General features: G+C 64.6%; 11 protein-coding genes. 2 read left to right on the top strand and 9 right to left on the bottom strand.

The features are described 5' to 3' along the window. On the top strand, positions 1-114 hold a 114-nt coding region (locus ACFW0H_RS29525), incomplete at its 5' end, for a transposase (protein WP_422917385.1). Between the two features lie 84 nt (positions 115-198). Here the strand turns inward: ACFW0H_RS29525 and fdhA are convergent. The 7 genes from fdhA to glyA all read right to left on the bottom strand — a co-directional run bounded on the left by fdhA (position 199) and on the right by glyA (position 9032). Beyond that, a complete protein-coding gene (gene fdhA, locus ACFW0H_RS29520; RefSeq protein WP_422917384.1) occupies positions 199-1398 on the bottom strand; it encodes a formaldehyde dehydrogenase, glutathione-independent in 1200 nt (399 codons plus the stop codon). A gap of 130 nt (positions 1399-1528) precedes the next feature. Further along, entirely contained in the window at positions 1529-2392 is an 864-nt protein-coding gene (purU, locus tag ACFW0H_RS29515; RefSeq protein WP_422917383.1) for a formyltetrahydrofolate deformylase, read from the bottom strand. A 146-nt stretch (positions 2393-2538) separates the two neighbouring features. Further along, on the bottom strand, positions 2539-3168 hold the full coding sequence (locus ACFW0H_RS29510; protein WP_422917382.1) for a sarcosine oxidase subunit gamma: 630 nt from the start codon (positions 3166-3168) through the stop codon (positions 2539-2541). Next, positions 3161-6178, bottom strand: coding sequence for a sarcosine oxidase subunit alpha (locus tag ACFW0H_RS29505; protein WP_422917381.1), 3018 nt, complete (start codon positions 6176-6178; stop codon positions 3161-3163). Before ACFW0H_RS29505 ends, ACFW0H_RS29510 begins: the two co-directional genes overlap by 8 nt. Further along, on the bottom strand, positions 6175-6501 hold the full coding sequence (locus ACFW0H_RS29500; RefSeq protein ID WP_422917380.1) for a sarcosine oxidase subunit delta: 327 nt from the start codon (positions 6499-6501) through the stop codon (positions 6175-6177). The genes ACFW0H_RS29505 and ACFW0H_RS29500 overlap by 4 nt, the downstream gene beginning before the upstream one ends. A gap of 11 nt (positions 6502-6512) precedes the next feature. After that, positions 6513-7763, bottom strand: coding sequence for a sarcosine oxidase subunit beta family protein (locus ACFW0H_RS29495; protein WP_422917379.1), 1251 nt, complete (start codon positions 7761-7763; stop codon positions 6513-6515). Between the two features lie 15 nt (positions 7764-7778). Continuing rightward, entirely contained in the window at positions 7779-9032 is a 1254-nt protein-coding gene (gene glyA / locus ACFW0H_RS29490; RefSeq protein ID WP_422917378.1) for a serine hydroxymethyltransferase, read from the bottom strand. 414 nt (positions 9033-9446) lie between these two features. Between glyA and ACFW0H_RS29485 the strand changes: the two genes are divergently transcribed. Further along, a complete protein-coding gene (locus ACFW0H_RS29485; RefSeq protein ID WP_422917377.1) occupies positions 9447-10466 on the top strand; it encodes a GlxA family transcriptional regulator in 1020 nt (339 codons plus the stop codon). Between the two features lie 264 nt (positions 10467-10730). Here ACFW0H_RS29485 and ACFW0H_RS29480 read toward each other — a convergent pair whose 3' ends face one another. Then, positions 10731-11054: an XRE family transcriptional regulator gene (locus ACFW0H_RS29480; RefSeq protein WP_280289290.1), complete on the bottom strand. Its 324-nt coding sequence runs from the start codon at positions 11052-11054 to the stop codon at positions 10731-10733. After that, on the bottom strand, positions 11047-11415 hold the full coding sequence (locus tag ACFW0H_RS29475; protein ID WP_280289291.1) for a type II toxin-antitoxin system RelE/ParE family toxin: 369 nt from the start codon (positions 11413-11415) through the stop codon (positions 11047-11049). The genes ACFW0H_RS29480 and ACFW0H_RS29475 overlap by 8 nt, the downstream gene beginning before the upstream one ends. Positions 11416-11472: the final 57 nt, after the last annotated feature.

Raw genomic sequence — 11472 nt, 5'->3', positions numbered from 1 at the left:
CTGGAGGGCGTGAACAACCGCATCAAGGTGATCAAGCGCATGGCCTATGGCTTTCGGGACTCGGTCTACTTCTTCCTGAAAATCAAGGCCGCCTTCCCCGGGAAAGCGCGATGAACCAAAAAAAAGGGGCCCCGAAGGGCCCCTTGAGGGACGGACGCCGCGGCTGTCACACCCACGGCGTCGGGGTAAGACAGCGGATCAGGCGGCGCTGAAGGTCTTGTGCGGGTCGATGACGAATTTCTTCGGCACGCCGGCATCGAACTCGCCGTAACCGCGCGGCGCGTCGTCCAGGCTGATGACCTGCACGCCCACCACTTCGGCGATGTTGATGCGGTCCCACATGATCGCTTGCATCAGTGCGCGGTTGTACTTCATCACCGGGGTCTGGCCAGTGTGGAAGCTGTGGGATTTCGCCCAGCCGAGGCCGAAGCGGATGCTCAGGCTGCCGATCTTCGCGGCAGCATCGGTTGCGCCCGGGTCTTCGGTGACGTAGAGACCGGGGATACCGATCTTGCCGGCCACGCGGGTGACCTGCATGAGCGAGTTCAGCACGGTGGCCGGAGCCTCGTGCTTGGCCCCTTCATGGCCGTGGCCGCGAGCTTCGAAGCCCACCGCATCCACCGCGCAATCCACTTCCGGCTCGCCCAGCAGCGCGGCGATCTGCTCGTGCAGCGGGGTGTCCAGCGACAGGTCGGCGATCTCGAAGCCTTGCGCCTTGGCGTGGGCCAGGCGGGCGGGGTTGAGGTCACCAACGATGACCACGGCAGCGCCCAGCAGGCGGGCGGAGGCGGCGGCGGCCAGGCCAACCGGACCGGCGCCGGCAACGTACACGGTGCTGCCCGGACCAACGCCGGCGGTGACTGCACCGTGGTAGCCGGTGGGCAGGATGTCGGAGAGGCAGGTCAGGTCACGGATCTTCTCCATGGCCTTGTCGCGATCCGGCAGTTTCAGCAGGTTGAAGTCGGCGTAAGGGACGAGCACGTACTCGGCCTGGCCGCCGGTCCAGTCGCCCATGTCGACGTAGCCGTAGGCGCCGCCGGCGCGGGCCGGGTTGACGGTCAGGCACACGCCGGTGTGCATTTCCTTGCAGGAGCGGCAACGGCCGCAGGCAACGTTGAACGGCACCGAGACCAGGTCGCCGATCTGCAGGTTTTCCACGTCACGGCCTTTCTCGATCACTTCGCCAGTGATCTCGTGGCCGAGCACCAGGCCGACCTGAGCGGTGGTACGGCCACGCACCATGTGTTGGTCCGAGCCGCAGATGTTGGTGGAGACCACCTTCAGGATCACCCCGTGCTCGATCTTCTTGCCGCGAGGGTCCTGCATCTTCGGGTAGTCGATCTTTTGGACTTCGACCTTGCCCGCACCGAGATAAACGACACCACGATTACCAGACATGCGTAATTCTCCGTTGTTGTTGTGAACACAAAGGCGTGACCCACGGCCACGCGGCCTTGCACTGGAGCTTGCATCTGTTGCCGGAACCCGCAGGTGAAACCTGGCAGGGCGGGTTCCGTGAAATTAGGGTTCAGGCGTTGAGCACCACCGTGCGGTTGGCGTTGAGGAACACGCGCCGTTCGATGTGGTAGCCGACGGCCTTGGCCAGGGTCAGGCACTCGATGTCGCGGCCCTTGGCGATCAGGTCTTCGGGGTAGTGGGCGTGGTCCACCGATTCGACGCCCTGGGCGATGATCGGGCCTTCGTCCAGGTCGTTGTTGATGTAATGCGCCGTGGCTCCCACCAGCTTGACGCCCTTCTGGTAGGCCTGGTGGTAGGGTTTGGCCCCCTTGAAGCCGGGCAGCAGCGAGTGGTGGATGTTGATCGCCCAGCCGTCGAGCTTCTTGCACAGCTCCGGCGAGAGCACCTGCATGTAACGGGCGAGCACCACCAGTTCGGCGCCGGTTTCCTCGATCACCTTGAGCACGCGGCGCTCCTGCGCCGGCTTGTCGTTGGGGTCGAGGGGGAAATGGTGATACGGAATCCCGTGCCAGCGGGCCAGCGGCTCCAGGTCCGGGTGGTTGGAAACCACCGCCACCACGTCCATTTCCAGCTGGCCGATACGCTGGCGGTAGAGCAGGTCGTTCAGGCAGTGGTCGGCCTTGGAGACCATCAGCACCACCTTGGCGCGGTAGCCCGGCGGCGTCAGTTCCACCTGCATGTCGAAGGGCGACAGGCGTTCGGCGAGGCCACTGCGGAAGGCCTGCTCGTCGAAGTCGTCCGGCTGGCGGAACTCGACACGGATGAAGAAGCGCGAGGACAGCCGGTCATCGAACGAATGGTGCTCGGTGACGTAGCAGCGCTGCTCGAAGAGAAAGCGCGTCACCGCGTCCACCGTACCGAGCACGCTCGGGCATTGGGCGGTGAGAATCCAGGTATCGGGGGTGCGGCTCATCTCTATCTCCTCGGGTGCGCCAGGTAGGTTGGCGCTGAGCTTGCGAAGCCCAACAAGGAGCGCGCAGCGCTCCCTGAGGTCCTCCAGGGGCTTCGGTCGTTGGGCCTCGCTGCGCTCGGCGCCAACCTACGGGAGCCCCGCGCCGATCAGGCTTTTACCGCCAGCCCGTACTCCGCGCTGGCATCCTGCAGCCACAGCCAGATGTAGTCGGCGAAGCTGCGGCGTACCAGCAGTTCCCAGGTGTCCTCGCCGGTATGGCGGATCACCAGTTGGGACTTGGCGAAGTTGGTGCCCACCGCCTTGCCCACCGGGAAGTTGCTCGGGTGCACGTCGTAGGAGGTGGACTTCATCAGCACCTCGCGGACCTTCGGCCCGGTCAGTTCGACGAGAGTCTGGCCGCCGCTGACGTTGACCACGGAGATGAACTGGCCGTCCAGCGCCTTGCGCAGGCGCTGCTCCACCTCGAACTCGGTGCCGCTGGGTACCACCAGCAGCCACTCGTCCGGGCCGAGCCACTGCAGCGAGGTGTCGCCGTTGGCCACCAGGGTCAGGGCCACCGGCAGCTCCAGGCCCAGGGCGCTGTGCACGCCGCCGGCGAAGGCCGGGTCCTTGGCGTCGCCACGGATCACCAGGTGGCCGAGGAGTTTCTTCTCGCGCAGGACCACGCCTGCGCTGCTCTTGCCCTTGCGCGCCAGCTCGTCGAGGCCGGCGTGGAACAGCGGCGATTGGGCCTGGGCTTTTTCGGGGCGCTGTTTGTAGACGTTCACGTTAGACATTCTGGCGATCCCCTTTCGGGTCATAGAACACGGAGCTGCAGATTTCGGCTTCGATCACGCTGCCATCGGCCAGCGGTGCAAACACGCGCTCACCCATGCGTTTCAGGCCGCCCTTGACCACGGCCATGGCGAAGGAATAGCCCATTGTCGAGCTCATGTAGCTGGAGGTGACGTGGCCGACCATCTTCATCGGGATGGACTGCTTCGGATCGAACACCAGCTGGGCGCCTTCCGGCAGCACCTTGTTCGGGTCGATGGGTTTCAGGCCCACCAGTTGCTTGCGGTCTTCGCGCTGGCAGTCCTCGCGGTTCATGCCGCGCCAGCCGATCCACGAGAAAGCCTTGTTGCGGCCGACGCACCAGCCCATGTTCAGGTCGTCCGGGGTCACCGAGCCGTCGGTGTCCTGGCCAACGATGATGAAGCCCTTCTCGGCCCGCAGCACGTGCATGGTTTCGGTGCCGTAGGGGGTCAGGTTGTACTTCTTGCCGGCCTCGACGACCTTCTCCCACACGCCCAGGGCGTAGTCGGCTTGCACGTTCACTTCGTAGCTCAGCTCACCGGTGAAGGAGATGCGGAACACACGTGCCGGCACGCCGCCCACCAGGCCTTCCTTCCAGGTCATGAAGGGGAAGGCGTCCTTGTCCAGGTCGATGTCGGTGACCTCGGCCAGCAGCTTGCGGCTGTTGGGGCCGGACAGGGTCATGGTCGCCCAGTGGTCGGTGACCGAGGTGAAGTACACCTTCAGTTCCGGCCATTCGGTCTGGTGGTAGATCTCCAGCCATTCCATCACCCGGGCGGCACCGCCGGTGGTGGTGGTCATGATGAAGTGGTTCTCGCCGACGCAGGCGGTCACGCCGTCGTCGAAGACCATGCCGTCTTCCTTGCACATCAGGCCGTAGCGGGCCTTGCCCACGTCCAGCTTGGTCCAGGCGTTGGTGTAGACACGGTTGAGGAACTCGCGCGCGTCCGGGCCCTGGATGTCGATCTTGCCCAGGGTGGAGGCGTCGAGGATGCCCACGCTGTCACGCACGGCCTTGCATTCGCGAGCCACGGCGGCATGCATGTCTTCGCCGCGCTTGGGGAAGTACCACGGGCGCTTCCACTGGCCGACGTCCTCGAACTCCGCGCCCTGCGCCAGGTGCCAGCTATGCATGGCGGTGTAACGCTTGGGCTCGAACAGGTGGCCGCAGTGACGGCCGGCCACGGCGCCGAAGGTCACCGGGGTGTAGTTCGGGCGGAACATGGTGGTGCCCATTTCCGTGATGCTGATGCCCATCGAACGCGCGGCGATGGCCAGGCCGTTGATGTTGCCCAGCTTGCCCTGGTCGGTACCGAAGCCCAGCGCGGTGTAGCGCTTGACGTGCTCGACCGACTCGAAGCCCTCGCGGGTGGCCAGCTCGATACCGGCGGAAGTCACGTCGTTCTGCAGGTCGACGAACTGCTTCGGCGCGCGGGAGGTGGACTTGTCGTGGGGCACCTGGAACAGGGCCACGGCAGCTTCTTCCTTGCGCTTCTCGGTCTTCGGCAGGGTGCCTTCGACCATCTTGAAGCCGGCCTCGGCGGCGGCCTTGGCGCCCGCCTCGAAACCGTCGGCCAGGGCGTCGCCCAGGCCGAACACGCCATTCACGGCACCGGCACAGATACGCTTCTGGAAACCTTCACCGGGAACGAAGGCAAGGATGTCCTCGCGCCAGATCGGCTTGCCGCCCAGGTGCGACGCCAGGTGCACCACCGGGCTGTAGCCGCCGGAGCTGACGATCAGGTCGCAGTCCACCACTTCGCCGGGGCTGGTGACCTTGTGGCTCTTCAGGTCGATGGCGCAGATCCGCGCACCGCTGACCCGCTTGCTGCCACGGGCTTCGACCACGGCGCTGCCGGTGAGGATGCGCACGCCACGGGCACGGGCTTCTTCCACCCAGGTGCCGCGCGGGTTGCTGCGGGCATCGGCGACGGCCACCACCTGCTGGCCGGCGTCGAGCCAGTCCAGCACCACGCGGTAGGCGTAGTCGTTGTTGGTGGACAGCACCAGCTGGCGGCCCGGGGCCACGCCGTAGCGGTTCACATAGGTGGAGACGGCGCCGGCGAGCATGTTGCCCGGCACGTCGTTGTTCGAATACACCAGCGGACGCTCGTGGGCGCCGGCGGCCAGCACCACGCGCTTGGCACGGACGCGGTGGACGCGGTGGCGGGCCTGGCCACGGGGGGCGACTTCACCCAGATGGTCGGTCAGGCGCTGGTGAATGGTGAGGAAGTTGTGGTCGTGGTAGCCGTTCACCGTGGCGCGCGGCAGCAGGGTCACTTCCGGCATCTTCTCCAGTTCGGCGATGGCTTTGGCCGCCCACTCGGAAGCAGGCTTGCCGTCCAGCGTCTCGCGGGTGTCCAGCAGGCTGCCGCCGAACTCTTCCTGCTCGTCGGCCAGGATCACGCGGGCACCACTGCGGCCGGCGGCCAGTGCGGCGGCGAGGCCCGCCGGGCCAGCGCCAACCACCAGCACGTCACAGTGCTGGTTCAGGTGGTCGTAGATGTCCGGATCGACTTCGAGCGGCGAACGACCGAGGCCGGCGGCCTTGCGGATGTACTTCTCGTAGGTCAGCCACAGGTTCTGCGGATACATGAAGGTCTTGTAGTAGAACCCGGGCGGCATCATGCCGCCGCCGACCTTGCCGAGGATGCCCATGACATCGTTGTTCACGCTCGGCCAGCCGTTGGTGCTTGCCGCTACCAGCCCGGCGTAGAGGGCCTGTTGGGTAGCGCGCACGTTGGGCACCTGGGCGTTCTCGGTGGAACCGATCTGCAGTACGGCGTTGGGCTCTTCCGCGCCGGCAGCGACGATGCCGCGCGGACGGGAATACTTGAAGCTGCGGCCGACGATGTCGACGCCGTTGGCCAGCAGGGCGGCGGCCAGGGTGTCACCGGCAAAACCCTGATAGTTCTGGCCGTTGAAGGTGAAGGTCAGGGGCTGGCTGCGATCGACGCGGCCGCCTTTGGGAAGACGGTTGACCTGGCTCATGCCGTTACTCCTGCGGTCGCGGCTTTCTTCTCGCCGACGTTGGCCTCGGTGACAGTGGGCTTCTCACCGATCTTGTAGGTTTCGAGGATCTCGTAGCTGATGGTGTGGCGCGTGGCATTGAAGTACTTGCGGCAGCCGGCGGAGTGCACCCACAGCTCGTGGTGGATGCCGCGCGGGTTGTCGCGGAAGAAGATGTAGTCGCCCCACTCCTCGTCGGTGCAGGCATTGGGGTCCAGCGGGCGCGGGATGTGCGCCTGGCCCTTGGCGTGGAATTCCTCTTCGGAGCGCAGCTCGCCACAGTAGGGGCAGAAAATGTGCAGCATGGCGGGTCTCCTTAGTGAGCCACGGCAGCGGCGCCGTGCTCGTCGATCAGTGCGCCAGTGTGGAAACGGTCGATGGAGAAAGGCTTGGCCAGCGGGTGCATCTCGCCGCGCGCCAGGCTGGCCGCGAACACGTGGCCCGAACCCGGGGTGGCCTTGAAGCCGCCGGTGCCCCAGCCGCAGTTGAAGAACATGTTCTTCACCGGGGTCTTGGAGATGATCGGGCAGGCGTCCGGGGTGGTATCCACGATGCCGCCCCACTGACGGTTCATGCGCACGCGGGAGAGGATCGGGAACATCTCCACAATGGCCTGCAGGGTGTGTTCGATGGTCCCGTAGGAGCCGCGCTGGCCGTAGCCGTTGTAGCCGTCGATACCGGCGCCGATGACAAGGTCGCCCTTGTCCGACTGGCTGATATAGCCGTGCACGGCGTTGGACATGATCACGCTGTGGATGATCGGCTTGATCGGCTCGGAAACCAGCGCCTGCAGCGGGTGGGATTCCAGCGGCAGGCGGAAGCCCGCGAGCTTGGCCATGTGGCCGGAGTTGCCAGCGGTGACCACGCCAACGCGCTTGGCGCCGATGAAGCCGCGGTTGGTTTCGACACCGATGACCGCGCCATCCTGCTTGCGGAAGCCGATCACTTCGGTGTTCTGCAGCAGGTCCACGCCCAGGGCGTCAGCGGCGCGGGCGTAACCCCAGGCCACGGCATCGTGGCGGGCCACGCCGCCACGGCGCTGCACGGTGGAGCCCATGATCGGGTAACGGGTGTTCTTGCTGCAGTCGAGGAAGGGGATCTCCTCGGCCACCTGCTTGGCATCCAGCAGTTCACCGTCGACGCCGTTCAGGCGGTTGGCGTTGACCCGGCGGGCCGAGTCACGCATGTCCTGCAGGGTGTGGCAGAGGTTGTAGACGCCACGCTGGGAGAACATCACGTTGTAGTTCAGGTCCTGGGACAGGCCTTCCCACAGTTTCATCGCATGCTCGTACAGCTGCGCCGCCTCGTCCCACAGGTAGTTGGAGCGGACAATGGTGGTGTTGCGCGCGGTGTTGCCGCCGCCCAGCCAGCCCTTCTCCACCACCGCGACGTTCTTCACGCCGAATTCCTTGGCCAGGTAGTAGGCGGTGGCCAGGCCGTGACCGCCACCGCCGACGATGACCACGTCATAGACCGGCTTCGGCGTCGGATTGCGCCACATGCGTTGCCAGTTCTCGTGGTTGCTCAGGGAGTGCTTGAACAGACCGAAGCCGGAATAACGTTGCATGGTCGGACTCCTGGATCAGCGGTAGACGGGGAAGTCGGCGCAGAGGCCAGCGACCTGCTTGGCCACCTGGGCTTCGACGTCGGCATCGCCGAGGTGGTCGAGAATGTCGCAGATCCAGCCAGCCAGTTCGCTGGACTGCGATTCCTTGAAGCCGCGGCTGGTGATGGCCGGGGTGCCAATGCGCACGCCAGAGGTCACGAAGGGCGACTGCGGGTCGTTCGGTACGGCGTTCTTGTTCACGGTGATGCCGGCGCGGCCGAGGGCGGCATCCGCCTCTTTACCGGTCTTGCCCTGCTTGATCAGGCTGACCAGGAACAGGTGGTTGTCGGTACCGCCGGAGACCACGTCGTAGCCACGGTCGATGAACACCTTGGCCATGGCCTGGGCGTTCTTGATCACTTGCGCCTGGTACTCCTTGAAGCCGGGCTCCAGCGCTTCCTTGAAGCACACGGCCTTGGCGGCGATCACGTGCATCAGCGGGCCGCCTTGGGCGCCGGGGAACACGGCGGAGTTCAGCTTCTTCTCGATCTCTTCGTTGGCCTTGGCCAGGATCAGGCCGCCACGGGGACCGCGCAGGGTCTTGTGGGTGGTGGTGGTGACCACGTCGGCGTAGGGCAGCGGATTCGGGTACAGACCGGCGGCTACCAGGCCAGCAACGTGGGCCATGTCGACGAACAGCAGCGCACCCACCTTGTCGGCGATGGCGCGGAAGCGCGGGAAGTCCAGGGTCTTGGAGTAAGCGGAGAAGCCGGCGACGATCATCTTCGGCTTGTGCTCCACGGCCAGGCGCTCGACTTCGTCGTAGTCGATCAGGCCGGTGGCGGTATCCAGGCCGTACTGCACGGCGTTGTACAGCTTGCCGGAGGAGGACACCTTGGCGCCGTGGGTCAGGTGGCCGCCGTGGGCCAGGCTCATGCCGAGGATGGTGTCACCGGCCTGCAGCAAGGCCAGGTAGACGGCGCTGTTGGCCTGGGAGCCGGAGTGCGGCTGGACGTTGGCGTAATCGGCACCGAACAGTTGCTTGGCGCGGTCGATGGCCAGTTGCTCGACCTTGTCCACGTGCTCGCAACCACCGTAGTAGCGCTTGCCCGGGTAGCCTTCGGCGTACTTGTTGGTCAGGCCGCTGCCCTGGGCTTCCATCACACGCTTGCTGGTGTAGTTTTCCGAGGCGATCAGCTCGATGTGGTCTTCCTGGCGACGCTCTTCTTCCTGAATGGCGCTGAACAGTTCGTCGTCATAACCCTGGATCTGGTCTTGCTTGCTGAACATCGATGATCTCCTGCGACAACCCGCTGTCGTGTCTGTTGTTTTGGGGGCTTGGCGCCTGCCGCTGGAATACGGTCGGTGCCTGCCTGTTGCGGCCGATTGTGCGAGTTAGCCCGATACCCCGTTTGCCTGTTTGCGACGTGTAAATGCCCAAACTGACCTTGGTGGCCGGGTAAATCCTCCCGATTGCCGGCAGCGTCCCCCCGGTCGGTGGCCGGATACCGCCCGAAACTGCCAGGGAATGCGGATTAGCGGCCGCCGACGCCGCTGATCCGACGCTGGAATGGGTGTAAGCTGGACCCCGGCGCCGGGTCTGGACCGCGCCGGAAAACAATAAGAAGACAGAGCTGCATTTCGACGTCTGCCTCACCCGCCTATTCCCAAAAACGACAGTCGATGCAGTGGAGGAAGAACCCAATGGCTGTTGCGAACCTTGCGGCGCCGCCCGTCGACGAAACATCTGGCCAACCCCGGCCGGCCGGAGTGAAGACCTTCGGCTTCCTGCTGATCCCCAACTTCACCACCATCGGCTTCGCCTCGGCGATCGAGACACTGCGCATGGCCAACCTGGCCGCCAAGCGCACCCTGTTCCGCACCCTGCTGATCGCCGCCGACCTGGAGCCGGTGCAGGCCAGCAACGGCATGCGCGTGGTGCCCGACCATTCCATCGACGACGCCCCCGCGCTCGACGCCCTGTTCGTCGTGGGCTCCAACCCCATGCCGCTGCGCTATGACCGCCGCCTGCTCAACTGGGTCCGCAAGCTGTCCCAGCACGACGTGGCGCTGGGCGGCATCTGCACCGGCAGCCACCTGCTGGCCAGCGCCGAACTGCTCAAGGGCTACCGCTGCACCGTGCACTGGGAAGACATCGAGCAGGTGAAGGACAAGTTCCCCGGCATCGTCATCTCCAACCAGCTGTTCGAGCTGGACCGCGACCGCTACACCTGCTCCGGTGGCACCGCGTCCATGGACATGACCCTGCAGCTGATCGCCCGCGAACCGGGCGGTGTGGAAATCGCCACCCGCGCCGCCGAGCTGCTGCTCTGCGACCGTATGCGTGGCGCCCGCGAACAGCAGCGCGTGCCCCTGCGGCAGAAACTCGGCCACGCCCAGCCGAAGCTGAGCCAGATCGTCGCGATCATGGAAGCCAACCTGGAAGAACCGCTGGAACTGGAAGAGCTGGCCCAGCTCAACGAAGTGTCGGTGCGCCAGCTGGAGCGGCTGTTCCACAAGTACCTGGACCGTACCCCCAGCCAGTACTACCTGGAGCTGCGCCTGAACCGCGCCCGCGACCTGCTGTTGCGCAGCGAATCCCAGGTCCGCGACATCGCCCTGGCCTGCGGCTTCGCCTCCCCGGCGCACTTCTCCAAGTGCTACAGCCGCTTCTTTGGCCACTCCCCGCGCGGGGAGCGCAAGCAGAGCGCGTTGCATAGTTAGGCCCTGCGGGGCCGCTTATTTTCTGTAGGGGCTGCTTTGTTGTGGGGGCGAATGAATTCGCCCCCACAACAAAGCAGCCCCGATCAGCAACTCGTAGCCCGACGCGACGGCGCTCCCTGTGGGGTGGACAGCGCTCTTCTGTCCACCAGGCGGAGTTTCCCTTGGCGCCGATGGTGGATGAAAAGAGCGTCATCCACCCTACGGTTGCGTATGCGCGATGGCCCGTAGGTTGGGCCCCTGATCCAAGCAATTGCGCAGGTACTCTCAATCCGCATTCAAGTCGCGGAGACCTTCCAGTTTCACGGGGGGACGACCGGGGAGCCTTGCCACCAATTCCAGCGTTCCGCCCATGGCCTCAACGTAATTGCGCAGCGTAGAAATAAGCATGTCAGAACGCTTTTCCACCTTGGAAACATTGGCCTGCTTCATGTCCAGAAGATCAGCCATTGCCTCTTGAGTGAGGTTCAGCTCCTTGCGCAGTGCTTGGAGGGTCATGTGTTCCTCAATAAGCTCCTGACCGCGCTGCTCGATTTTTTTTCGGCGCGCAGTCGGGAGAGCTTCCATAACCTGGTCGAGTGACTTAGCCATTGCCTTCCCCCTGCTTCAAAGAGGCCAAATGCCGGTCAAAACGAGCATCTGCGCTCTTGATCAAAACCTTATAAAACCGCTTTTCGCTAGTGCCGGACTTATCGCCACCTATCAGCAGAATCGCCTTCCTGTCCGGGTCAAACGCGAAGGCTACGCGCCAAACTCCATCATCAGCTTTGAAGCGCAGCTCTTTCATATTGAAATGTTTCGAGCCATTGAGCGTGTCCACATGAGGGCGACCCAACTCCGGGCCGAAGCGCTCCAACACCTTGAGCTGTGCCAGCAGCTCATCCTGAACTGCTTCCGTCATGGCCTCGAATTCAGAGGCAAAATCATCACAGAACTCGATGCGCCACTTCATGCTAAATATTCCTTTAGAGAACTATTCCGTCAAGGGAATAATTGGCCGTGCATCCGT

The organism is Metapseudomonas cellulosilytica (assembly GCF_049334135.1).
Lineage (GTDB): Bacteria > Pseudomonadota > Gammaproteobacteria > Pseudomonadales > Pseudomonadaceae > Metapseudomonas.
Note: the sequence above shows the minus strand (reverse complement) of the source record. Positions and strands in the feature narration are given on the sequence as shown.

Bases quoted from the DNA above. Each gene is read 5' to 3' on its own strand.
- ACFW0H_RS29475 (WP_280289291.1), bottom strand. From the start codon at position 11,415: ATGAAGTGGCGCATCGAGTTCTGTGATGATTTTGCCTCTGAATTCGAG.
- purU (WP_422917383.1), bottom strand. From the start codon at position 2,392: ATGAGCCGCACCCCCGATACCTGGATTCTCACCGCCCAATGCCCGAGC.
- glyA (WP_422917378.1), bottom strand. From the start codon at position 9,032: ATGTTCAGCAAGCAAGACCAGATCCAGGGTTATGACGACGAACTGTTC.
- ACFW0H_RS29480 (WP_280289290.1), bottom strand. From the start codon at position 11,054: ATGGCTAAGTCACTCGACCAGGTTATGGAAGCTCTCCCGACTGCGCGC.
- ACFW0H_RS29485 (WP_422917377.1), top strand. From the start codon at position 9,447: ATGGCTGTTGCGAACCTTGCGGCGCCGCCCGTCGACGAAACATCTGGC.
- ACFW0H_RS29495 (WP_422917379.1), bottom strand. From the start codon at position 7,763: ATGCAACGTTATTCCGGCTTCGGTCTGTTCAAGCACTCCCTGAGCAAC.
- ACFW0H_RS29505 (WP_422917381.1), bottom strand. From the start codon at position 6,178: ATGAGCCAGGTCAACCGTCTTCCCAAAGGCGGCCGCGTCGATCGCAGC.
- ACFW0H_RS29510 (WP_422917382.1), bottom strand. From the start codon at position 3,168: ATGTCTAACGTGAACGTCTACAAACAGCGCCCCGAAAAAGCCCAGGCC.
- fdhA (WP_422917384.1), bottom strand. From the start codon at position 1,398: ATGTCTGGTAATCGTGGTGTCGTTTATCTCGGTGCGGGCAAGGTCGAA.
- ACFW0H_RS29500 (WP_422917380.1), bottom strand. From the start codon at position 6,501: ATGCTGCACATTTTCTGCCCCTACTGTGGCGAGCTGCGCTCCGAAGAG.